Genomic DNA, 23,674 nt, shown 5'->3' on the forward strand with positions numbered 1-23,674 from the left:
GTCAGGACGTGGTGCTCCCGACCCGCGCCGCGGGGCCCTCCGCGCCGGAGCGGTCGTCCGGGTCGTCGTCCGCGCTCTCGCCCGTGCCGCCGCCGTCGTCGGCCGCGTGGAGCGCGGCGACGGTGAGCAGCGGGACGGCCGGGATGAGCGCGATGAGCGCGATCCGCACGCCGAAGTCGTTGACGAGCGAGCCCGCGACGGCCACGATCCACAGCGCCAGCAGGGTCGGTCGCACGAGCGGCCACGCGGCCTCCGTGCGCGCGAACCACTGCGGCGTGAAGCGCCGGGGCCAGAAGAGCAGCAGCGCGGCCGCGACGAGCACGGCGATCGTCAGCCACACCGGCACCCCGCCCAGCACGGACCGCGCCGCGTAGCCTGCCTTGCGGAGCAGCGTCTCCCACGCCGACCCGTCGACCACCTGCCCGACGAACCGGCCCAGGTGCGAACGCTCGTCGGCCGGGCGCAGCCAGTCGAGCACGCCGACGGCGGCGACGAGCGCGACGCCCGCCGCCGCGACGAGCAGGAAGCGCCGCCACGTGACGCGCGCGCCCGAGGCGGCGAGGCCCAGCACGGCGAACGCCGGCACGACGACGAGACCGCCGCCGAGGTCGGCGCCGAGCGTCGGCCACACGTCCACGACCATCGTCACGAGACCGATGACGCCCACCGTCGCGGCGGCGGCGTACCGGTGGCCGCGCGCGACGAGCCACTGCGCGAGCGCCGCGGCGACGACGAGCGCCGCGACCGCGTACACGGAGAACGTCGGGTTCCCGAACCCGTAGAACCGGGCGCCGAACGTGGGCGCCGAACCGAGCGGGCTCGCCCGGTTGAGCGGGGTGCCGACGAGCGCGTCGAGCGTGAGCACGGCGAACGTGAGCCCTGCGACGATGCCGGGGCCGAGCCAGACCGGACGGCGTGGGGCGAGGGCGCCCAGGCCGGCGACGGCTGCCGTCGCGAGGACCGTGGACACGACGATCGCGAGCGTCTGGTTCCCGAACCGCCACCAGCCCGTGAGCGACACGAGGAAGGCGGCGGTGGGCACCGCGGCGACGACGAGCGCGGACCCGCGGGCCCAGTGCGCCGCCCGGGCCCACCGGGCACGTCGCCCGTCGCCCGTCGCGCGCGCGGCGCGCGGCGCGAGCAGGAGGCACAGCCCGGCGATCACGAGCCCCGCGTAGAGCGGCACGTCGACGAACGCGGTGTAGACGGCGCGGCGCACGTGGTCGCGCGTCGTGAGGTCGGCGAGGGCGTCGGCGGTCGACGTCGCGTCGGCCGGGCGCGGCGAGCCCCATGCCACCGGTGTGTCCTGGATCCGTGCCGGCGTCGCGGCGCCCGCGGCATCGAGCACCGTCGCCGGGACGTCGAGCACGCGCGCGACGCCGTCGGTCCGGGTGGCGGCGCTCGTCAGGTAGCGGGACTGGTCGGGGCCGTCGGACGACGGGCGCACGAGCGTCGTGCCGAGCGCGGGTCGGGTGCCGGGCGTGCCGGCGACGTCCACGACGAGCACGGTCGTGCCGCTCGGGGCCGCGTCGAGCACGGCGCCGACGGTCGCGTCGACCGCGGTGAGGCGGTCGGCGCGCAGGGTGCTGCGCAGCGTGGCGCGCTCGTCCGCCGGGAGGTCGGGGTCGACGACCGGCGGGGTCGCGTCGCCCGCGTCGACGACGGTCACGGGGCACGCGAACGCGTCGGAGCCGGGTGCCGTCGCGTCCGCGAGGTCGCGGTAGCGGGCGACCTGGCCCGTGGAGTCCGCGAGGGCGACCGCCGCGCCCGGGCCCACCGCCGTCGCGCACACCGCTCCGTCGGCGCCGGCTGCGGCGAGCGCGTCGCCGAGGACGCCGAGGCGCGCCTGGTAGCCCGAGCCGCGCTGGAGGGCGACCAGGTCGTCCCACCCCTCGACCTGCGCCCCGTCCGCGCCGTCGGGGGCGGGCTGCGGCGTCGGGCACGCCCATGCGCCGTCGGCTGCGCGCTCGGTCGCGACCTCGGCGAGCTGCCCGGCGGAGAGCGCGAGCCAGCCGCCGACGGTGCAGCGGCTCGCCGCCCCCGTGGGCTGGGAGACGCCGCCCGCGCCCGCGCCGTCGGTGAGCAAGGCGTGGAGGGTGGGGGTGGCCGACGACGTGACGTCGCCCCACGTGACGCCCGTGGTGCCGACGACGACGATCGGCCGGTCCGTCGCGATCGCGTCCGAGCGGGTCACCGAGGCCTCGCCGCCCGCCGGGGCGGCGCTGGCCGCCGGCCGGAGCCCCGACGAGGCGAGCACCGTCGAGGCGAGCAGGAGGACGAGCAGGAGCCCACCCCCCACGGTCGCGAGCATGGTCGGCATGCGCCGGATCCCCGGCTCGGGCACGGCCCGCACGGTCTGCGGGGGCGCGGGGCGCGCGAGGAAGCCGGGGACGATCATCGCGGTCGCGACGACCACGACCATGACCGCGATGATGACGCCCGAGTCGTTGAGGACGGAGCCGACGCCCGCGACGACGACGAGCGCCACGACCAGCGGGCGCAGCAGCGGCCAGGTCTCGTAGGCCCGCGCGACCTCCGGCAGGCGGAACCGCTCGGGGCGCAGCACGGCGACGGCGAGCAGCACCACGAGGACCGCCGCGACCGCGCCCAGCGGGTTCGCGAGGGTGGCCCACGCGCCGAGCGCCTTGCGGCCGATCACGTCGAGCGCGGCCCCGTCCACGACGGTCTGGACGAACCCGCCGAGGTGTGACCTCCCGCCCGGCAGCAGCCAGTCCACGACCGCGACGACCACGACCACGAGCACCGTCGCGAGCGCGACGACGAGCGCGCGCAGCCACGTGATGCGCACCCGGCCCACGAGCAGCGCGAGGACGGCGAACGCGGGGACGAGCGCGAGGATCCCGCCGAAGTCGGCGCCGAACGCGGGCCAGCCGTCGATGACGACCGTGACCGCCCCGACGGCGACGACGGTCCAGGCCGCGAGGCGGCGTCGTCCGCGGGCGGTCGCGGCCGACGCGAGGCTGCCCGCGAGGACGAGGCCGGCGACGGCGTACACGGCGAAGGTGACGTTGTTGAAGCCGTAGAAGCGCGTGAAGCCCACGACGGCCGACGTCCCGAGCAGGGACGCCTGCTGGAGCGTCGTGCCGGTCGCGCCGTCGACGGTGAGCACGAGCCACGTGACCCCGGCGAGCGCCGACGGCAGTGCCCACGGGCGTCGCGGCAGGAGGCGCGAGACGACCCACGCGACGAGGGCGACGACGACCGCGCTCACCGCGAGCGCGAGCGTGAGGGCCGGCGCGGGCGCGCTCCACACCCACCAGCGCGACAGGCTCGCGAGCGACGCCGCGACCGGCGCCGCCGCGACCACCATGAGCACGGCGGAGAGCACGCGCAGGCCGCGCGGCCCCGGGCCGGGCTCGCGCCCGCGGCGGACGGCGGCGCGACGCGCCCACAGGGCGCCGCCGAGCGCGAGGACCAGGGTGCCGACGAGGAGCCCGACGAGCACGGGGTAGAGGGTGGGGATGGTGCTGGTGAGGACGTTCAGGTACTGCCGGTTCTCGACCGTCCGGGCGACGTCCATGCGCCGCACCTCGCCCTGCTCCAGGGCGGCGCCCTCGAGCCCTTCCGTGCTGCCGCCCGCCGACTCCACGACGGTCGCCGTCAGGTCGGTGAGCTGGACGATGCCGTCCTTCTGCGTGCTGGGCGAGTGGAGCCAGCGGCTCGTCGGCTGCCCCTTGCGCCAGTCGACGACGACCTGGAGCCCCGTCTCGCCGACCGGTCCTGCCGACACGCCGGCCACCAGGACGCGCGTGCCCCGGTCGGCCTCGTCCATGACCCGGGCGAGCGCCTCGTCGAGCTCGTCGAGGCTCTCGCCGCGGCCGGTGGCCGAGTCGACGATCTCGCCCTGGTCGACGACCGTCACGTCGCACGCGTCGAGGCCGTCGTCGGGGAGCGCGGCGAGCGAGGGCGCGTACCGCTCGACGCGACCGACGGCGTCCGCGAGCATCACGGCGGCACCCGGCCCGACGGCGGTCGTGCAGACCCCTGTCTCGGCGAGCCGGGCCGCGGCCGTCCCGGGGTCGTGCCGCGCCGCCTGCGCGGGCGTCTCCTCCGCGGCCGGTGCCGTGAGCACGGCCCAGCCGGGGACGTCGGCGGGGCGCGCGTCGGGCGTGGTCGCCCCCGTCGGCGTGACGTCGGGCACGGGCAGGGGGAGGCAGCCGCTCGCGGGCTCCTCGGCGTCGGCGGGGAGCGGCTCCGCGGGCGGCTCGTCCGCCTGCGCCGACACCATGCGCCCCGCCGAGAGCGTGAGCCACGCGTCGGTCGTGCACGCCGTGCGCCCGAGGTTGAGGGAGGCGACGGACCCCGTGCGGATCATCGACCACAGCGTGGGCGTCGCGGTGGGGGAGACGTCGCTCCAGTACAGGCCGGCCACCGCGACCAGCACGACGGGCCGCGGGTCGTGCGCGGGATCGGCGGCGAGCGGGCCGGCGGCGACGGTGTCCTCGGTGGTCGCCGCCGCCGAACCGGCCGCGGCGGTCGCCGCCGCCGGGCCGGCCGTGGCGAGGAGCGTCAGCAGCAGGGCGACGGCCGTGGCGAGCGCTGTCGTCCGCGGCCCGAGGCCCCGGTCCCGGCGGGCGGGCTGGGTGCGGGCAGGGGGGAGCGCGGCGGCCGGGAACGTCACCGGACCAGCCTACGGGGGTGCGTCACACCGCCCCCGACCGTGGCGGCAGCGTCGTCGCAGGTCCGCGCGCGACGCTCACGCGGCCTCCACGCCGGCTGCGCGCAATCTGCTGGACGCACCAACTTGGCACCGTGTACAACTTGTATCCATGTACAACTTCCAGGACCGACCGTGCGCGCGCTGACCCGCGCCGAGGCGCGGGCCGCGATCGTCAACGTCGACCCGGCGGAGGGGAAGGTCCGCCTGCCCGGCCACTTCGACGACCTGCGCTGGGAGGAGCTCGACTACCTCGAGTGGCGCGACCCGCGCGCGCCCTCGCGCGCGTTCCTCGTCGCGGACGTCGACGGGCGCGCGGTCGGGGCGCTCCTGCGCCAGAGCCCGAGCCACGCCGAGGTCGGGTCGCGCGCCGTGATGTGCGCGCTGTGCCGGTTCTCGCGGCGGTTCAACGAGGTCGCGCTCTTCGCGGCGCACCGGCCGTCGCGGGACCCGAGGAAGCGGCTCAGCAGCGTGGGCCTCCTGCTGTGCACCGACCTCGACTGCCACCGCAACGTCCGGACCGTCCGGTCGGGCGGTCCGATCGACCCCCCGCCCGACGAGGTCGTGCGAGCTCGTCGGGAGGGCCTGCGGGCGCGTACCGTCGCGTTCCTGCACACCCTGACCGACGGCGCCCCCCCGGCGCGGACGAGGAGTCGTTGATGGCCTACCTGCCGCGCGCGGAGCGTCGGGACTCCATCGTCGCCGCAGCCGCGGCCGTCGTGCGCCGCGACGGTCTCGGGGCCGTCACCGCGCGCGTCGTCGCCGACGAGCTCGGCGGGTCCCCTGGGCAGATCCACCACCACTTCGCGTCGACGGACGAGCTCGTCGCCGAGGCGTGGCGGCGGTACGCGGAGGTCGAGATCGTCCGGTTCGAGGACGCGGCCCGTGGTCGCACCGCCCGCGCCGCGCTCGAGCTCTTCTTCGAGGACCTGCTCGGGCCCGCGGGTGACGGGCAGGCGCTCGCCCGGTGGGCGGAGGCCGGGGCGCACGCGCAGCTGCGGCCCGTCGTCGCGCGGGCCTACGTGGAGACGCTCGGGCTCCTGACCGACGTCCTGGCGGACGCCCTCGGCGACCGGGGTGACGCGCGACGCCGGGAGGCGGCGGGGCGCCTGCTCATGGTCGGTGTCGGGCTCGCCGCCCTCACCCGCGTCGGCGGGGAGCAGGTCGTCCCCCCGGCGGCGGTCATGCGGTCGGCGATCGACGCGGAGACCGCCTGCGGGGACTGACCGCGTGGACCGACCGCGCGGCGCGGACCGGGTGTGCGTCGTCCCCCGTCGCAGAGCGTCAGGCCGTGCGCACCACCAGGGCACCGGGGTCGACGCGCGCCGCGATCTCGACCGCGAGGCCCAGCACGTCGCCGTCGACCTGCGCCTGCTCGCCGCCCTCGACCCGCACGCGCACGCGGCGGGCGCGCGCGTGGTCGATGCGCCCGATCTTGGCGGGGAGGTCGTTGCGCACGCCGAGGCCCTGCATGACGACCTCCCCGAAGAGCTGCGCCCAGCCCACGACCCCGCCGCGCGTGTCGATCGCCGCGATGTCCAGGATCCCGTCGTCGATGACGGCGTCGGGCAGGAGGGTGAGGCCACCGGGGAGCCGCCCGCAGTTGCCGATGAGGAGCGAGCGCAGGCGCGCGTCGACGGGCGGCGTGTCGTCGAGCTGGAGCTGCGCGCGCATGCGGCGCCCGTGCAGGTGCCGGATGCCCGCGACGAAGTAGGCGACCCAGCCCACCTTCGCCTTGAGGTCGTCGTCCGTGTCGGCGACCATCGCGGCGTCGAACCCCAGGCCCGCGATCACGAGGAAGATGTGCTCCTTGCGCACGTCCCTGGTGGACCCGGGCTCCGCCCCCTCGGCACCGTCGGGATCCTCGGCCCAGCGCAGGACCGTGGCCCAGCCCACGTCGACGGGGCGGTCCGTCCCGGCGATCACGACGGCGAGCGCGGCGCGCGCGTCGCCCACCGGGAGGTCGAGGTTGCGCGCGAGGAGGTTGCCCGTGCCCACGGGCACGAGGCCCATGGTGCGGCCGCTGCCCACCATGCCCTCGGCGACCGCACGGACCGTGCCGTCCCCGCCCACGGCGACGACGACGTCCGCGCCCTGCGCGAGCGCCGCGCGCGTCTGCCCGACGCCCGGGTCCTCCACCGTCGTCTCGAACCACAGCGGGTCTGGCAGGGCCGCGTCCGCGAACGCGGCACGGACGACCGTCTCCAGTCCCGCGACGTCGGGCTTCGACGGGTTGGCGACGAACGCGACGAGCTCGCGGGGGTCGTCCTCGACCGGGGCCTCCCCGGCGGGCGGCGCGTCGCCGTGCGCACGGCGCTGCCGGGTCTGCTGCGCGCGCAGGCCCAGCGCGACCACGAGTGCCACGACCGCGACGGCGAGCGCCGCGATCGCGAGCCAGAGCGTCCAGGACATGGCGACACCGTAGCGGGGCCGGGGCGGGAAAGGGCTGCGGCCTCGGAGCGCGCAGTTCGTTAGGCTGCTGGCGTGATCGACCTCCGCCTCCTGCGCGACAACCCCGACATCGTCCGTGCCAGCCAGGTCACCCGTGGTGACGACCCCGCGCTGGTGGACGCCGCCCTCGACGCCGACGCCCGCCACCGCGCCGCGCTGAGCGAGTTCGAGAGCCTGCGCGCCGAGCAGAAGTCCCTCGGCAAGCAGGTCGCCCAGGCGCAGGGGGAGGAGAAGCAGGAGCTGCTCGCGCGCACCAAGCAGCTCGCGGCCGACGTCAAGGCGCGCCAGGCCGACGCCGACGCCGCGGCGGAGGAGCTGCGCGGGCTGCTGTACCGCATCTCGAACGTCGTCGCGGGCGCGCCCGCCGGCGGCGAGGACGACTACGTCGTGCTGCGCGAGGAGGGGACGATCCGCGACTTCGCCGCGGAGGGCTTCACGCCCCGCGACCACCTCGACCTCGGCGAGGGGCTGCGCGCGATCGACACCGAGCGTGGCGCCAAGGTGTCGGGCGCCCGGTTCTACTACCTCACGGGCGTGGGCGCGCGCCTCGAGCTCGCGCTGCTCAACGCCGCGATGGACACGGCGGTCGCGGCCGGGTTCACGCCGGTCATCACGCCGACGCTCGTGCGGCCCGAGGTCATGCAGGGCACCGGGTTCCTCGGCGCCCACGCGGACGAGATCTACCGCCTCGAGAAGGACGACCTCTACCTCGTCGGGACGAGCGAGGTGGCGCTCGCGGGCTACCACGCGAACGAGATCGTCGACCTGTCGGCCGGGCCGCTGCGCTACGCCGGCTGGAGCGCGTGCTACCGCCGCGAGGCCGGCTCGCACGGCAAGGACGTGCGCGGCATCATCCGCGTGCACCAGTTCCACAAGGTCGAGATGTTCTCCTACTGCGACCCTGCGGACGCCGAGGCGGAGCACCAGCGCCTGCTCGGCTGGGAGGAGCAGATGCTGCGTCTCGTCGACCTGCCGTACCGCGTCATCGACACCGCCGCGGGCGACCTCGGGTCGAGCGCCGCGCGCAAGTTCGACTGCGAGGCGTGGCTGCCCACGCAGCAGCGCTACCTCGAGCTCACGTCGACGTCGAACTGCACGACGTTCCAGGCGCGCCGCCTCAACGTGCGCGAGCGCGTCGAGGTCGACGGCAAGAACGAGACGCGCACCGTCGCGACGCTCAACGGCACGCTCGGCACGACGCGCTGGATCGTCGCGATCCTCGAGAACCACCAGCAGGCCGACGGCTCGGTCCGCGTGCCGGAGGGCCTGCGTCCGTACCTCGGGGGCCTCGAGGTGCTCGAGCCGGTGGTGGCGTGACGGGTCCCCTCGTCCCGGACGACGCGCCCGGGCCGATGCTCGTCGCGCTCGACATCGACGGCACCCTCATGTCGTACGACCAGGAGCTGTCGGAGGACGTGCGCGACGCCGTCGCCGGCCTGCGCGCGGCGGGTCACCACGTGGTGCTCGCGTCCGGGCGCTCGCTCATCGCGATGACGCCCGTCGCGGAGATCCTGGGGATCGACCGCGGCTGGGTCGTCGCGTCGAACGGCGCGGTGACCGCGCGGCTCGACCCGGAGGAGCCGGACGGGTACGCGCTCGAGGACGTCGTGACGTTCGACCCGGGCCCGGCCCTGCGGCTCCTGCGCGAGCACCTGCCCGACGCGCGGTACGCCGTCGAGGACGTGGGCGTCGGGTTCCGCATGAACGAGCTCTTCCCCGACGGCGAGCTCGACGGCGTGCACCGCGTCGTCGAGTTCGACGAGCTGTGGTCGGGCGAGGTCACGCGCGTGATCGTCCGCTCACCGGGGTCGACGAGCGAGGAGTTCCACGAGCTCGTCGAGCACCTCGGCCTCGACGACGTCACGTACGCCGTCGGCTGGACCGCGTGGATGGACCTCGCGCCGCTCGGCGTGACCAAGGCGACGGGCCTGGAGCTCGTCCGGCGCGCGCTGCACGTCCAGCCCCACCGGACCGTCGCCGTCGGGGACGGCCACAACGACGTCGAGATGCTGCAGTGGGCGGCCCGCGGCGTGGCGATGGGCCACGCCGACGCCGCCGTGCAGGAGGCCGCCGACGAGGTCACCGGCACGATCGACGACGACGGCGCGGCCGACGTCCTGCGCGGCCTCCTGCCCTGACCGCGAGGCAGCGCCGTGGTCGCCGAGGTAGAAGCCAGGTACCGCGAGGTAGAGCCTCGGTACCGAGAGGTAGAGGCGTGGTCGTGACCGGGCCTCGACGTCGACTCGATGGCGTGGCCGTCCGGGCTGCGCTGCCCGACGACGCGGACGGGGTCTGGCGGCTCGTCGTCGCCTTCGCGACGTCGTTCGTCCCCGAGCGTGCGTCTTTCGACGCGTCGTTCGTGTCGCTCCTCGCGGACGACGACGCGCTGGTGCTCGTCGCCGAGGTGGGGGACGACGTCGGCTACCTCGTGGCGCACCGACACGCGACGCTCTTCGCCAACGCTCCTGTCGGGTGGGTCGAGGAGGTCATGGTCGACGACGCCGCGCGCCGCCGCGGGACCGGGCGCCTGCTCATGGAAGCGGCCGAGGAGTGGGCCGCCGCGGCGGGGGCGGCGTACGTCGCTCTCGCGACCCGGCGCGCCGCGCCGTTCTACACGGCTCTGGGCTACGACGAGTCGGCGGCGTTCTTCCGGAAGGTTCTTCCGCCGAGGTAGAGGCGTGGTCATGACCACGCCTCTACCTCGCGGTACCCGGGCGCTACCTCGGCGGACCGGGGCCCTACCTCGCGGTGCCGGGGACTCCCTCGCCGGGGGGGGAGGGGGTCAGTCGCGGGGCTCGCGTGCCGTGAGGACGACCGGGCCGTCCTCGGTGATCGCGACGGTGTGCTCGCTGTGCGCGCCGCGCGAGCCGTCGGCGGAGCGCAGCGTCCAGCCGTCCGGGTCGGTGAAGATCTCGTCCGTCGTCTCGAGGAACCACGGCTCGATCGCGATGACGAGGCCCGGCTTGAGCGGGAACCCGCGCTTGCGGCGGCCGTCGTTGGGCACGTGCGGCTCGCCGTGCATCGTGCGCCCGACGCCGTGCCCGCCGAAGTCCGTGTTCACCGAGTAGCCCGCGGCGTGCGCGACGTCGGCGATCGCGGCGGAGATGTCGCCCACCTTCTTGCCGGGCTGCGCCGCGGCGATGCCGGCCTCGAGCGCTCGCTCCGTCGTCTCGATGAGCTTCGCGTCCGCCTCGCCGAGCGCACCGGCGCGCGGCGTCCCGACGACGAACGACAGCGCCGAGTCGGAGACCCAGCCGTCGACGGACGCCGCGAAGTCGATGCTCAGCAGGTCGCCGTCGCGCAGCGCGTAGTCGTGGGGGAGGCCGTGCAGGACGGCGTCGTTGACCGACGTGCAGATGACCTTGCCGAACGGGCTCGCACCGAACGACGGGTGGTAGTCGATGTAGCAGGACTCCGCGCCGCGCTCGCGGATCATCGCGTGCGCGATCTCGTCGAGCTCGAGCAGGTTCGTGCCGACCTTCGCCGCGGCACGCACGGTCGTGAGGACGTCGGCGACGAACCGTCCTGCGGGCCGCATCTGCTCGATCTCCCGCGGGGTCCTCAGCTCGATCATCGTGGTCCTTCCGGCTCGTGGTGGTGTCGCCCGGCGGCACGGGTCGTGCGGCGCGCAGGCTCGACCACGATATCCGCCCGGCCCGCCGCCGGGGCGCGGGGCGCCGTCGGCCCCCGGAGGGGGCAAGCGCTTGCATCGATCTGCTCACGATGTGGCACGGTGCCTCGCCACGCACCGGTCGGCGTGGCAGCATCACCCGTCGTGGCAGGTATCGACGACGTCGCCCAGGCCGCCGGGGTGTCCACGGCGACCGTGTCGCGCGCCCTGCGCGGCCTGCCGAACGTCTCCGAGCCGACGCGCCTCCGGGTGCTCGCGGAGGCGGCCCGGCTCGGCTACGTCCCCACGCCGTCGGCGTCGTCGCTGGCCACGGGCCGCACGCGCACGATCGGCCTCCTGACGCCGTGGGTCAACCGGTGGTTCTTCGCCAACGTCATCGAGGGCGCGGAGCGCGCCCTGCGCGACCTCGGCTACGACGTGCTGCTCTACACGTTCGACGTGCGGCGCACGGCGGCGCGGCGCCGCGTGGACCCGAGCGTGCTGCGGCACCGCGTGGACGGCACGCTCGTCGTGGGCCTCCCGCTCGACGACGACGAGGTGCGCTCGCTCGTCGGGCTCGGCCGCCCGCTCGCGTTCGTCGGCTCCGGCCCGGCCGACCAGGTGACGGTCCGGCTCGACGACGTCGCGACGGGCCGGGCGGCGACGCAGCACCTGCTCGACCTCGGGCACCGGGTGATCGGCCACGTGACGGGCGTGCCCGACCTCGTCTCGTCGTGGTCGCCGCCCGTCGAGCGGTCGCAGGGGTACGCCGAGGCGCTCGAGGGCGCGGGCGTGGCGCGGGACCCGGGGCTCGAGGTGAACGGCGACTTCGACGTCGCGGGCGGGCGGGAGTCCACCGCGGACCTCCTGCGGCGGCGCCCGGACGTGACGGCGGTCTTCGCCGCCTCGGACGAGATGGCGATGGGGGCGATCCTCGCCGCGCGCGACCGGGGCCTGCGCGTGCCCGAGGACCTCTCCGTCGTCGGGGTCGACGGGCACGACCTCGGCGAGCTCGTGGGCCTGACGACGATCGCCCAGGACGCCTACCAGCAGGGCTTCGACGCCGCGCTGCTGCTCCTCGACATGATCAACGGCGCCCCGGTGCCGGAGAGCCTCACGTACCCGACGGAGCTCGTGCGCCGTCGCTCGACCGCGCCGCCGCGGCCTGTCGCGTAGGGGGCCGTCCGTCGCTCGACGCGCGCTCGGACCCGCGCGTGGGAGCGTGACCAGGGGATCGACCCCGAGAGAGCGCGCACCCGCCCCATGTGACGGAATCGTTACGCAAACGCGCCCTGCTGTGCTTGCGGCAGCGCGATGCAATCGCTTGCATGGGGGGTGGGGCGAGAGCGCACCCGCGCTCGCGACGTCGCGATGCGCCCGGTCCGTACCTGACCGGGGCGGCCGACGTCCGGACCTACGACGAGGTGGAGGCTGAGATGACCAGGACCACGAGGACCAGCGCGGCACGTCGCCGCACGCTGGCGGTCGCCGCCGGCGGGGCGAGCCTCGCGCTCGTGCTCGCGGCGTGCAGCGGTGGCGGCGGCGGGGACGGCGACGGCGGTGACGGCGGCGGCGACGCCGCGACCCCGGAGATCGACTGCTCCGCCTACGAGGAGTTCGGCGACCTCGAGGGCACGGAGGTCTCCGTCTACACGTCGATCGTCGAGCCCGAGCAGGCGACGCAGGAGGCGTCGTACGACCCGTTCGAGGAGTGCACGGGCGTCACGATCAACTACGAGGGCTCGCGCGAGTTCGAGGCGCAGCTGCTCGTCCGCATCCAGGCGGGCAACGCCCCCGACATCGCGTACCTGCCGCAGCCCGGCCTGCTCAACACGATCGTCAACGACTTCCCGGACCAGATCGTCCCCGCGCCGCAGCAGACCGTCGCGAACGTCGACGAGTTCTTCAGCGAGTCGTGGAAGGAGTACGGCACCGTCGACGGCACGTTCTACGCCGCGCCGCTCGGGTCGAACGTCAAGTCGTACGTCTGGTACTCGCCGTCGATGTTCGAGGACGCCGGCTACGAGGTCCCGACGACGTGGACCGAGATGATGGACCTCTCCGCGCAGATCGTCGAGGACGGCGGCATGCCCTGGTGCGCCGGCGTCGAGTCCGGTGACGCGACCGGCTGGCCCGCGACCGACTGGATCGAGGACGTCGTCCTGCGCACCGCGGGTCCCGAGGTGTACGACCAGTGGTACACGCACGAGATCCCGTTCAACGACCCGCAGATCGTCGAGGCGTTCGACACGGCCGGCGAGATCCTCAAGAACCCCGACTTCGTCAACGCGGGCCTCGGCGGCGTCGACTCGATCGCGACCACCGCGTGGACCGACGCGGGCTACCCGATCCTCGACGGCACGTGCTGGCTGCACCGCGCCGCGAACTTCTACCAGACGCAGTGGCCCGAGGGCACCGAGGTTGCCGAGGACGGCGACGTCTACGCCTTCTACCTGCCGACCGACCAGACCGACATCAAGCCGGTCCTCGGCGGCGGCGAGTTCGTCGCGGCCTTCAACGACCGTCCCGAGGTGCAGGCCTTCCAGACCTACCTCTCGAGCGCGGACTGGGCCAACACGAAGGCGCTCACCACGCCCCAGGGCGGCTGGGTCAGCGCCAACAACGGTCTCGACCCGGAGAACCTCGCGACGTCGTTCGACCAGCTCTCCGCGGAGATCCTGGCCGACCCCGACGCCGTGATCCGCTTCGACGCGTCCGACCTGATGCCGGGCGAGGTCGGTGCGGGGACCTTCTGGACCGGGATGGTGAACTGGTTCACCGGCTCCGACACGCAGGAGGTCGTCGACACGATCGAGGCGTCCTGGCCGTCGTCCTGACCCGGACGGACGGGCGCGAGCCCGTCTGACGCACGCACGACCGGACGGGGGGTCCGCCCACTGTGGCGGACCCCCCGCTCCCGGGTCCAGGATGTAGACCACGTTCGCCCCCGACGCCGTGGGCGACCAGACCGGAGGCCACCATGGACTGGTTGACCGACCCGAGCTCTCCCGTGGAGAAGTTCGGGCTGATGTTCCTCGCGATCCTGCTCTTCGTCGTCGTCATGGGCGCGATCCTGCTCGCGGTGGACCGCCCCAAGCGCATCCCGCGCTGGGTCGTCGTCCTCGGGTTCGTGGGCCCCGCGGTCCTCGGGCTCGCGTGGGGCCTCGTGCGCCCCGCGATCATCACGATCTGGAACTCCCTGTTCGACCGCCGCGGCAACGAGTTCGTCGGGCTCGACAACTACGTCACCGCGTTCACCACGGACCAGTTCCAGCTCGTCCTGCGCAACACGGCGATCTGGGTCGTCGTGGTGCCGATCCTCTCGACGTTCATCGGGATCGTCTACGCGGTGCTCGTCGACCGCTCGCGCTTCGAGAAGTTCGCGAAGGCGCTGGTCTTCCTGCCGATGGCCATCTCGATGGTCGGCGCGTCGATCATCTGGGGCTTCGTCTACGAGTTCCGCCCCGACCAGCCGGGCGTCAACCAGATCGGCCTGCTCAACCAGGTGCTCGTGTGGCTCGGGCTCCCGCCGCAGCAGTTCCTCATCGGCCAGCCCTGGAACACGTTCTTCCTCATCGTCGTCATGATCTGGATCCAGACCGGGTTCGCGATGACGATCCTCTCGGCCGCGATCAAGGCGATCCCCGACGACATCGTCGAGGCCGCGCGGCTCGACGGGCTCAAGGGCTTCGGCATGTTCCGCTACATCACGATCCCGAGCGTGCGCCCGGCCCTCGTCGTCGTCCTGACGACGATCGCGATGGCGACGCTCAAGATCTTCGACATCGTGCGGACCATGACGGGCGGCCAGTTCGGCACCCAGGTCGTGGCGAACGAGTTCTACACGCAGGCGTTCCGGCAGAACAACCAGGGCCTGAGCTCCGCGCTCGCGGTGATCCTGTTCGTGCTCGTCATCCCGATCATCGTCTACAACGTCCGGCAGATGCGCCTCGCGGAGGAGATCCGATGACCAGCACGCCGATCCCCCCGGTCGTCCCGGACACCGACCTCACCACCGAGGCGGAGCTCGAGGGCCCCCGAGGCCCCCGCAAGCTCACCCGGCTCGAGAAGCGCGCGATCGCCGCCAAGGGCAAGCTCAGCTCCCCGTGGGCGTCGTTCCTCGCGATCCTCATCGCCCTCCTGTGGACCATCCCCTCGGTCGGTCTGCTGGTCACGTCGTTCCGCCCCGAGCTCGACATCCGCCGCAGCGGCTGGTGGACGGTCATCCCGGGCATCTTCACGGGCGAGGCCGAGTTCACGCTCGACAACTACGACCAGGCGCTGTACGGGAGCGGCAGCAACCTCTCCACGTACTTCGTCAACTCGTTCGTCATCACGCTGCCCGCGGTGGTCATCCCGATCACGCTCGCGCTGCTCGCGGCGTACGCGTTCGCGTGGATCGAGTTCAAGGGCCGCGAGATCCTCTTCGTCGCGATCTTCGCGCTGCAGGTCGTGCCGCTCCAGGTCGCGCTCGTCCCGCTCCTGCGCGACTACGTCACCGTCGGCCTCAACGGCACGTTCTGGACGGTCTGGCTGTCGCACTCGATCTTCGCGCTGCCGCTCGCGATCTTCCTGCTCCACAACTTCATGAAGGACATCCCGCGGTCGCTGGTCGAGGCCGCCCGGGTCGACGGCGCGGGGCACGTGAAGATCTTCTTCCAGGTGCTCCTGCCGCTGCTCGTGCCCGCGATCGCGTCGTTCGCGATCTTCCAGTTCCTCTGGGTGTGGAACGACCTGCTCGTGGGCCTGACGTTCGCCAACACGTCGTCCTACCCGCTCACCGTGCGCGTGGCCGAGATGGCGGGCTCCCGCGGCGGCGACTGGCACATCCTCACCGCCGGCGCGTTCATCTCGATCATCGTGCCGCTCATCGTGTTCGTCGCGCTCCAGCGGTACTTCGTGCGCGGTCTCCTGGCCGGCTCCGTCAAGGGCTGACCCGGCGCACCGCTTGACGCGGCCCGTCCCCTTCCGGGGGCGGGCCGTCGTCGTGCGCGGACGTCGACCCGCGCGTGCCTAGAGTTCGTAGGTGTCCCGTCGCCCCGTCGCCGCTCTCGAGCGGGTGCCCGTCCCGGTCCTCTTCGTCGTCTCGGGGCTGACGCAGTACCTCGGCGCGGCGATCGCCGTGGGGCTGTTCGCCGTCGCGGGCGCGATCGAGGTCGGGTGGCTGCGGATCGCGGCGTCTGCGGTGCTCCTGCTCGCGTGGCGCCGTCCGTGGCGCCGACGGTGGACGCGCCGTGAGCTCGTGGGGGTCGCGGTCTTCGGGGTCGCGCTCGCCGCGATGAACCTCGCGTTCTACGTCGCGATCGACCACCTGCCGCTCGGGACGGCCGTCGCGATCGAGTTCCTCGGCCCCGTCGCCGTCGCGGCGGTCACGGGCAGCGGGTGGCGCGAGCGCGGCGCGATCGCGGTCGCGTGCGCCGGGGTCGTGCTCCTCGCGGGCGTGACGATCGAGTCCGACCTCCCGCGCGAGGACGCCGTGCACGGCCTCGCCGCGATCACGGTGGCCGCGGCCTGCTGGGCGGCCTACATCCTCCTCGGGCGGCGCGTCGCGGTCGCCGGCTCGGGCGTCACGTCGCTCGCGGTCGCGATGACCGTGGGCGCGCTCGTCTTCGCCCCGGTCCTCGCGCCGGACGCGCTGCCCGTGCTCGGCGACTGGCGCCACGTGGCCGCCGTCGCGGGGATCGCGCTGTTCTCGTCCGTCGTGCCGTACGCGCTCGAGCAGGTCGTCCTGCGTCGCGTCAGCGCCGCGACGTTCTCGGTGCTCCTCGCGCTCCTGCCCGCGTCGGCGGCCGTCGTGGGCGCCGTCGTGCTGCGCCAGGTGCCGACGCTCCCCGAGGTGGCGGGCCTCCTGCTCGTCTCGGGCGCGATCGCCATGACGGCAGCGCCCCGGGACCGGCGGCAGGGCGGGGCGCCGCCGGGCGACGCCCCGCCCGACCCGCCGCTCCCCTGAGGCGCGGGACCGGCCCGCCGCCCGTTCTCAGAGGTACTGGCCGGGCGACGGCCGTCCGTCGTGCTCGTCGGGGCGCCCGCCCTGCTGGCCCGGTATCCCGCCGGGACCGCCGGGCGCCATGCCGGGCAGCGACCCGGGCGGGAGCGCGCGGCGCATCTGGGAGAGCTGGGCCTGCGCGGCCATCTGCTGCGCGACGAGCGCGGTCTGGATCCCGTGGAACAGCCCCTCGAGCCATCCCACGAGCTGGGCCTGCGCGACGCGCAGCTCGGCGTCCGTGGGGACCGCGTCGTCCGAGAACGGCAGGGTGATGCGGTGCAGCTCGTCGACCAGGTCGGGCGAGAGCCCCTCCTCGAGCTCGGTGAGCGACCGCTCGTGGATCTCGGCGAGGCGCGAGCGGGCCGCCTCGTCGAGCGGCGCGTCGCGCACCTCGTCGAGGAGCTTCTTGATCATGCCGCCGATGCGCATGACCTTGGCGGGCTCCTCGATCACCGTCGTCGGGCCGTCGTCGTCCTGCGAGGGGGCACCCTCGACGCCGACCCCGGTCCCGTCGGGCATGACGACGGTGGCGCGGCCGGGGTCGTCGCGCTCGCTCGGGTCGTCCGGGGCCGACCGGGGGTCGGACGGGGTGGGCTCGTCGGGGCGGGGGTCGCGCGGTTCGTCAGCCATGGGTCCAGTCTGGCGCGCGCCGCCGACGCGCGCACCGACGCGGGCCGTGGGCGACGTGGCCGCGGCGAGGTGCCTGCGCGCCGCCCGGACCGCGCGAGCGTCAGGGGACGAGCAGCACCTTGCCGAAGACCTCGCCCGAGTCGAGCAGCTCGTGGGCCCGCGCCGCCTCGTCGAGGGGGAGTCGCGCGTGCACGACCGGGCGCACGCGCCCGTCCTCGACCATCGGCCAGACGTGCGTGAGGACGTCGTGCACGATCCGCGCCTTCTCGGCGGGCGGCCGGGAGCGCAGCGTCGTGCCGGCGACGGTCGCGCGGCGGGCCAGGAGCAGGCCGAGGTCGAGCTCCGCCCGTCGACCCTTCTGCATCCCGATGACCACGAGCCGGCCGCCCGTCGCGAGCACGTCGAGGTTCCCCGGGAGGTACGCGGCGCCGACGACGTCGAGCACCACGTCCGCCCCGTGCCCGCCCGAGGCCTCGCGCACGGCCGCGACGAAGTCCTCCTCGCGGTGGTCGACGGCGACGCTCGCCCCGAGCGCGACGCACCGGTCGGCGCGAGCGCGCCCGCCCGCGGTCACGGCGACGCGGGCGCCGAGCGCCGCGCCGAGCTGCACCGCGACCGTCCCGACCCCGCCGGACCCGCCGTGCACGAGCAGCCACTCGCCCGACGTGAGGCGGCCGACGTCCACGAGGTTGCTCCACGCGGTGCACACCGCCTCGGGGAGCGCCGCCGCGTCGACGAGGTCGACGCCGTCGGGCACGGGGAGCACCTGGGTCGCGCGGACGCGCACCTGCTCCGCGTACCCGCCGCCGTCGAGCAGCGCGACGACGCGGTCGCCCGTCGACCACCCCGTCACGGCGTCGCCGACGGCCGCGATCGTCCCCGACACCTCGAGGCCCGGCCAGTCGGGCGCGCCGGGCGGCGGTGGGTACGAACCGGCGCGTTGTAGCAGGTCAGCACGGTTCACGCCAGCGGAAGCGACGTGCACCACGACCTCGTCCGGCCCGGGGGTCTGGTCAGGGAGCGTGGAAACCGTTAGTTTCTCAGGGCCACCGGGGCCCGATATCGTGACGCCTCGCACATCGCCGAGACTACGCGGGCGGCCCGGGGGGCGCCGGTTCGCCGACGGGGGCGCCGTGGGGAACGGCACGCGTGGCCGTGCTGCTCACGGATTAGGTGTCCGGGAGATGTGCACCGATAGTTAGTACGCACGACCGGGGACCGGAGCCCGGGAGGCGCCGCTGCCGCGCGCCGACCGCGCTGCCGAACCGGGTGGACCAGGGTGATGGAGGCAGGTTCGTATGCTCCGCAGGTTGAGCGTTCGCGGGAAGATCCTTGCGGCCCTCGCGGTGCCTGTCCTCGTCCTCTTCGCGGCCGCCGCGATCATCTCCGCGCAGGCCATCTCGACGGCGCGCGACGCGAGCCAGACGAGCGCGCTCGTCGCGGCGCTCGCCGCGCAGGACGTCGCGGGGACCGAGATCGCGGCCGAGCGCACGTACGCCTTCCTCGACGCGCGGGGCGCGACCGAGGACGCCGAGGCGCAGATGATGGCGCAGCGCGAGAAGACCGACAAGGCGCTCGACGTGCGCGACCGCGCGTACGAGCGGCTCGACACGTCGGCGCTCGATCCCCGCGTGCGCGAGGCCCTGGCCGACACGATCGCCGACCGTTCGGACCTGCAGTCGGTCCGCCAGGCCATCGACCGCTCCGGCCTCGGCCAGCTGCAGCGCAACTCGCTGTACGGGAACCTCATCGACGACGCGCTCGAGGTGCCTCGCACGCTGGCCGACACGACGCCCGACCGCGGCCTCGCGCAGTACCTCGACACGTACGTGCTCCTCGACGAGCTGCTCGCCCAGCAGGCGCTCGAGCAGCCGGTGGCCGGCGCGGTGCTCCAGGCCGCGCAGGTGGGCCAGGAGAGCATCGCGACCAACCAGCAGGCCGCCGTCCTCGTGACGACCGGTGACGAGCTCGCCAAGCGCACGCAGACCGCGGTGCGCCAGCTCCCCGGCGAGCTCCGCCTCGAGACCGCGACGGCGACGTACAACCAGATCCGCCAGAACCTCATGGGCTCGCGCCCCGGTGCGACCCCCGCGAGCCAGGCGGCCGAGTGGCCGGCGCTCTCGCAGGCCGACCGCGACCAGACGGCCCCGGTGCGTGACGCGGTCCGCGTCGAGACCGAGAAGAAGGCGTCGGACCTCGCCGCCGCCGCGACGACCCGCGCGGTCGTGACGATCCTCGTGACCCTGGCCGCCGTCATCCTCTCCGTCCTCGTCGCGGGCCTCATCGCCCGCGCGATCGTCAACCCGCTGCGCCGCCTCACGGACGCGGCCGAGGACGTCCGCGACCAGCTCCCGAAGCTCGTCGAGCAGGTCGCCGTCCCGGGTCAGGGTCCGGGCATCGACCTGGCGCCGATCGCCGTGGAGTCCACGGACGAGGTCGGCCAGCTCGCGACCGCGTTCAACGACGTGAACGAGACGACGATCCGTGTCGCCCGCGAGCAGGCCGCGCTGCGCGGCTCGATCGCCGAGATGTTCGTCAACGTCGCCCGCCGCGACCAGGTGCTCCTCAACCGCCAGCTCGCGTTCCTCGACGACCTCGAGCGCTCCGAGGAGGACGCGGGCACGCTGTCCAACCTCTTCCGCCTCGACCACCTCGCGACGCGAATGCGCCGCAACGCCGAGTCGCTCCTCGTCCTCGCGGGCATCGACTCCGGCCGTCGCGTGCGCCAGCCCATGCCGGCCTCCGACGTCATCCGTACGGCGTCGTCGGAGATCGAGCTGTACGACCGCGTGCGCCTCAACCTCGTGGTCGACCCGCTCATGCTCGGGCACAACGCGCTCAACGCCGCGCACCTGCTCGCCGAGCTCCTCGAGAACGCGACGATGTTCTCGGAGCCGCACACGCCTGTCGAGGTCACGACCGGGCGGGACGAGAACTTCGTCTACGTCACGGTCCGCGACCACGGCCTCGGGATGACGCCCGAGGAGATCGCGGACGCGAACCGGAAGGTCGCGACGCACGCCGCGTCGGACGTCGTCGGCGCGCAGCGCCTGGGTCTCTTCGTCGTCGGCCGCCTCGCGGACCGCCTCGGCGCGAAGGTCCGCTTCAGCGCCGGCGGCGACGAGCAGGGCACCGAGGTCGTCGTGTCGTTCCCGGCCGTCCTCTTCGTCCCGGACTCGAGCGTCCCGCTCCCGCAGCCGACCGACCCGCTCGAGACGAGCACGCAGGCCGCCGCGCAGCAGCTCGCGGGCCCGGCGGCCGCGCCTGCGCTCCCCGCGCCCGAGGCACCGGCCCCGTTCGCGGCGCCCGCGGCGACGGCCTCCTTCCCCGCGGTCGAGCCCGAGGCTCCCGCGGCCGTGCCGGTCGACATCGACGCGCTGACCGACGGCACGACGCAGACGGGCATGCCCCGCCGTCGCTCGCGCACGGTCGACCCGGCCGCCGCGGCGCCGAGCGCGTCGTTCGCGTCCGGCCCGCAGACCGGCGCGATCGTCCTGCCGCCGCTCGCGACCCCCGCGCTGCCGGACCAGCTCCCCGCGGCCGACGAGGCGTGGACCCCGCCCGCCGAGGTCGCCGACGCCGGCTCGGCGCTCCCGAGCCGTGCGCGCCCGGCCGCCACGCCGGTCGAGCCGGTCTCCGCCGAGATCCCGGTGCTCGACGTGAGCACGCGCAGCGCGCTGTTCTCGAGCTTCCGCCCGATGGGCGACCGCCCGGCGGAGAACCCGGTCGAGCTGCCGGCCGCCCCGGACGTGACCGCCACGGACATCCCTCTCGTGACCGAGGTCCCGACCGGCTCCGCGCCGGTCCCGCAGGACGCGTGGAGCCCGCAGCCCGCCCCGGCAGAGGAGCCGGTCGCGCAGGCCTGGCCGGCGCCGGAGGCGCAGGCCTGGGCCCCGGAGCAGGCGTGGGCTCCCGAGCAGCCTGCCGTCGCGGCCGAGCAGCCCCCCGCGGCGCCCGAGCAGCCGGCCGAGCAGTCCTGGGCGCCCGCGCAGGCCGCGGACACCTGGGCGCCGTCGTCCGTGGGCGACGAGTCCCTGGACGCGACGCGCGTCGTGCCGCCGGTCCCGGCCGAGCCCGCGGAGGAGGCGACCGTCGCGCGCGTCCCGCTCGCCGAGCGTGCGCCCGCCGTGTCCGCCCCGGCCGCTCCGGAGGCCCGGCCCGCGGAGGATGTCCCGGTCGTCGAGAGCGCGAACGCCGCGGCTCCGGCCGAGGACATCCCGGCAGAGCTGACGTTCGAGGCGCTGCCGCGCTTCGAGGAGCTCATGGCGGACCTCCCGACGCGTCGGTCGCTGCGCGAGAGCCAGGCGCGCAAGCGCGGGCTCTTCGGCCGCCGTCCGCGGACGACGGCGACGCCCCAGGCGCGTCCCGCCGGCACGTCCGCGTCCGCGGCCCCCGCTGCGACGGCGCCCGCACCCGCAGGACCGTCGGCACCCGCACCGTCGGCACCCGCACCGGCGGCCCCCGCTGCGGCGGCGACGCCCACGGCGGCCCCGGTCGCGCCGTCGATCCCCGTCGCACCGCAGGAGCCCGCGGCCCCCGCACGCACCTCGGCGTTCGCGCCGCGCGCCGACCAGCCCGCGCCCGCGGCGTCGTTCGCCCCGCCGACGACGCCGGCCGAGGAGCAGGTCCCCGCGTCGCACGAGGCCGCGTACGCCCCGCTCGAGACCGCCTACTCCGCGACCGAGGCGCCCGCCGCGCCGCAGCCGTCGTACGAGCCGTCCTACGCGGCGCCGGAGCAGGCCTACGCTCCCGACGTCGCGCCGTCGGAGGCCGGGCGCGAGCCCGCCCCTGCGCGCGACTCCTGGGCGCCGGAGCCGGCCGACGCCACGGAGCCGGCCGGCTACGGTCCGCCGAGCCCGCTGGTGCGCCGGCCGGTGTCGGAGACGCTCGAGCCTCTGGAGCCCGGGTACATCAGCGACTCGGTCGAGGCGCGGTCGGACTGGATGGCGTCCGCGGTGCTGTACGAGGAGATGTCCACCCTGCTGCAGGGCAGCACCGACTTCCAGGAAGCGACCTTGGCGGACTCGAACGACGGCATCTACCAGCCCCTCAAGGTCGACGCGACGACGGCGTCGGGTCTCGCCCGGCGCTCGCGCGGCGAGGAGCGCGAGGGCTACGTGGACCGCTTCACGGCGCGGATCGACCGCGACCCGGAGCAGCTGCGGGCCCGTCTGTCGGCGTTCCAGTCGGCGACGGCGCGCGGCCGCGTCGAGGGGCAGGACGAGACGAGTTCGACGTGGGACCCCCAGGCCGTGGATTATGTCCCTGATTCAGCGCCCCAGGCGCGGTAACCCACTGCCGTCTGCGGCAACTGACGAGGAGGAAGAGTGAACGCGCTCAGCACCGAGGCAACGAACTTCGGGTGGCTGCTCGACAACTTCGTGCGTACCGTCCCGGGCAGCCGGCACACGCTCGTGGTGTCGGCGGACGGCCTGCTCATGGCGATGTCCGACCAGCTGGACCGCACGAGCGGTGACCAGCTGGCGGCGATCGTCTCGGGCATGTCGAGCCTCACCCGCGGTGCGGCCCGCCAGCTCAACGGGGGGAACGTCCGCCAGGCCATCATCGAGATGGACAACGGCTTCCTGTTCCTCATGAACGTGTCGAACGGGTCGGTGCTGGGCGTCGTCGCCGAGGCCAACTGCGACATCGGCCTCATCGGCTACGAGATGGCGCTCCTGGTCTCGCGCACCGAGGCGACCCTGACGCCGCAGCTCATCTCGGAGATGCGGGGTAGCCTTCCCGTCGACGGCGCGACGCGAGCCCCGGTGGGATGAGGACTGATCGATGACGAACGTACCTTTCGGCAGCATGGGCGCCCACGACGGGTACGAGGCGGCGACGGTCCGCCCGTACGCGGTCACCGGCGGTCGCGTCCGGTCCGCCACGTCCGACCTCCCGCTCGAGGCGCTCGTCGAGGTCATGCCGGGCGCCGTGAACAGCTTCGGGCTCCCGCCCGAGAAGCGCTCGATCCTCCAGCACGCCGCGCACACGTACGTCTCGATCGCCGAGCTCTCCGCGCTCCTGCGCCTGCCGCTCGGCGTGACGAAGGTGCTCGTCGCGGACCTGCAGGAGGACAACTACATCACCGTCCACACGTCGACCCCGCTCAACGTCCACACGGGTCACGGCAGCAACCACTCGGGCCTGTCCCTGAGCGTCTTGGAGAGTGTTCTCAATGGCATTTCCACCCTCTGACGGCTCGGGCAGCGCGCCGCAGGCCGGGCAGCCGTCGGGGGTGGTCGGGGGCGCGCCCGGTGGCCAGCCGGCCGTCCGGCAGACCGCCTGGGCACCGGTGAGCGCCCCGGCCGGGGTGCCC

The 23,674-nt window shown here is 74.7% G+C and carries 18 protein-coding genes; 13 read left to right on the top strand and 5 right to left on the bottom strand.

Annotated features, from left to right (window positions below; translation table 11 throughout):
- Position 1: 1 nt before the first annotated feature.
- Complete coding sequence (locus GYH36_RS12795; protein ID WP_162290026.1) at positions 2–4,642, bottom strand: RodZ family helix-turn-helix domain-containing protein; 4,641 nt, start codon at positions 4,640–4,642, stop codon at positions 2–4.
- Between the two features lie 171 nt (positions 4,643–4,813).
- On the opposite strand from GYH36_RS12795, the gene GYH36_RS12800 reads away from it, so the two are divergent.
- Both GYH36_RS12800 and GYH36_RS19330 read left to right on the top strand, forming a co-directional pair.
- Complete coding sequence (locus GYH36_RS12800) at positions 4,814–5,338, top strand: FBP domain-containing protein (RefSeq protein ID WP_162290027.1); 525 nt, start codon at positions 4,814–4,816, stop codon at positions 5,336–5,338.
- Entirely contained in the window at positions 5,338–5,904 is a 567-nt protein-coding gene (locus GYH36_RS19330) for a TetR/AcrR family transcriptional regulator (RefSeq protein ID WP_203231828.1), read from the top strand. The genes GYH36_RS12800 and GYH36_RS19330 overlap by 1 nt, the downstream gene beginning before the upstream one ends.
- Before the next feature lie 58 nt (positions 5,905–5,962).
- On the opposite strand, the gene GYH36_RS12810 is transcribed toward GYH36_RS19330, so the two are convergent.
- Positions 5,963–7,090: a diacylglycerol/lipid kinase family protein gene (locus GYH36_RS12810; RefSeq protein WP_162290028.1), complete on the bottom strand. Its 1,128-nt coding sequence runs from the start codon at positions 7,088–7,090 to the stop codon at positions 5,963–5,965.
- 72 nt (positions 7,091–7,162) lie between these two features.
- On the opposite strand from GYH36_RS12810, the gene serS reads away from it, so the two are divergent.
- From serS to GYH36_RS12825, 3 genes are all read left to right on the top strand, one after another.
- Positions 7,163–8,446, top strand: coding sequence for a serine--tRNA ligase (gene serS, locus GYH36_RS12815; protein ID WP_024839177.1), 1,284 nt, complete (start codon positions 7,163–7,165; stop codon positions 8,444–8,446).
- A gap of 35 nt (positions 8,447–8,481) precedes the next feature.
- Positions 8,482–9,267, top strand: coding sequence for an HAD family hydrolase (locus GYH36_RS12820; protein WP_034603318.1), 786 nt, complete (start codon positions 8,482–8,484; stop codon positions 9,265–9,267).
- A gap of 113 nt (positions 9,268–9,380) precedes the next feature.
- Complete coding sequence (locus GYH36_RS12825; protein ID WP_162290029.1) at positions 9,381–9,803, top strand: GNAT family N-acetyltransferase; 423 nt, start codon at positions 9,381–9,383, stop codon at positions 9,801–9,803.
- A 108-nt stretch (positions 9,804–9,911) separates the two neighbouring features.
- Here the strand turns inward: GYH36_RS12825 and map are convergent, their stop codons facing one another.
- On the bottom strand, positions 9,912–10,703 hold the full coding sequence (gene map, locus GYH36_RS12830) for a type I methionyl aminopeptidase (RefSeq protein ID WP_024839174.1): 792 nt from the start codon (positions 10,701–10,703) through the stop codon (positions 9,912–9,914).
- A 201-nt stretch (positions 10,704–10,904) separates the two neighbouring features.
- On the opposite strand from map, the gene GYH36_RS12835 reads away from it, so the two are divergent.
- From GYH36_RS12835 to GYH36_RS12855, 5 genes are all read left to right on the top strand, one after another.
- A complete protein-coding gene (locus GYH36_RS12835; RefSeq protein WP_024839173.1) occupies positions 10,905–11,915 on the top strand; it encodes a LacI family DNA-binding transcriptional regulator in 1,011 nt (336 codons plus the stop codon).
- 260 nt (positions 11,916–12,175) lie between these two features.
- Complete coding sequence (locus tag GYH36_RS12840) at positions 12,176–13,576, top strand: ABC transporter substrate-binding protein (protein WP_024839172.1); 1,401 nt, start codon at positions 12,176–12,178, stop codon at positions 13,574–13,576.
- 143 nt (positions 13,577–13,719) lie between these two features.
- Positions 13,720–14,709 carry a carbohydrate ABC transporter permease gene (locus tag GYH36_RS12845; protein WP_024839171.1) on the top strand — a complete coding sequence of 330 codons (990 nt, stop codon included), beginning with the start codon at positions 13,720–13,722 and terminating at the stop codon, positions 14,707–14,709.
- Complete coding sequence (locus GYH36_RS12850) at positions 14,706–15,674, top strand: carbohydrate ABC transporter permease (protein WP_024839170.1); 969 nt, start codon at positions 14,706–14,708, stop codon at positions 15,672–15,674. The genes GYH36_RS12845 and GYH36_RS12850 overlap by 4 nt, the downstream gene beginning before the upstream one ends.
- Positions 15,675–15,798: 124 nt before the next feature.
- Positions 15,799–16,689: an EamA family transporter gene (locus GYH36_RS12855; RefSeq protein WP_115943496.1), complete on the top strand. Its 891-nt coding sequence runs from the start codon at positions 15,799–15,801 to the stop codon at positions 16,687–16,689.
- A gap of 27 nt (positions 16,690–16,716) precedes the next feature.
- On the opposite strand, the gene GYH36_RS12860 is transcribed toward GYH36_RS12855, so the two are convergent.
- Both GYH36_RS12860 and GYH36_RS12865 read right to left on the bottom strand, forming a co-directional pair.
- Positions 16,717–17,355 (bottom strand): bacterial proteasome activator family protein, encoded by a 639-nt coding sequence (locus GYH36_RS12860; protein ID WP_281351533.1) that lies wholly within the window; start codon positions 17,353–17,355, stop codon positions 16,717–16,719.
- A gap of 100 nt (positions 17,356–17,455) precedes the next feature.
- Complete coding sequence (locus tag GYH36_RS12865) at positions 17,456–18,433, bottom strand: NAD(P)H-quinone oxidoreductase (protein ID WP_162290030.1); 978 nt, start codon at positions 18,431–18,433, stop codon at positions 17,456–17,458.
- A 232-nt stretch (positions 18,434–18,665) separates the two neighbouring features.
- Between GYH36_RS12865 and GYH36_RS12870 the strand changes: the two genes are divergently transcribed.
- Genes GYH36_RS12870 through GYH36_RS12880 form a run of 3 tightly spaced genes read left to right on the top strand, consistent with a single transcriptional unit; the run spans position 18,666 to position 23,553 of the window.
- Positions 18,666–22,646, top strand: a complete 3,981-nt coding sequence (locus GYH36_RS12870) for a sensor histidine kinase (RefSeq protein ID WP_162290031.1) — start codon at positions 18,666–18,668, stop codon at positions 22,644–22,646.
- Between the two features lie 36 nt (positions 22,647–22,682).
- Positions 22,683–23,132 carry a roadblock/LC7 domain-containing protein gene (locus GYH36_RS12875; protein ID WP_024839165.1) on the top strand — a complete coding sequence of 150 codons (450 nt, stop codon included), beginning with the start codon at positions 22,683–22,685 and terminating at the stop codon, positions 23,130–23,132.
- A 10-nt stretch (positions 23,133–23,142) separates the two neighbouring features.
- Complete coding sequence (locus GYH36_RS12880) at positions 23,143–23,553, top strand: DUF742 domain-containing protein (protein ID WP_021483501.1); 411 nt, start codon at positions 23,143–23,145, stop codon at positions 23,551–23,553.
- The last annotated feature ends 121 nt before the right edge of the window (positions 23,554–23,674 follow it).

This window comes from Cellulosimicrobium composti (assembly GCF_010287905.1).
Classification (GTDB): Bacteria; Actinomycetota; Actinomycetes; order Actinomycetales; family Cellulomonadaceae; genus Cellulosimicrobium; species Cellulosimicrobium composti.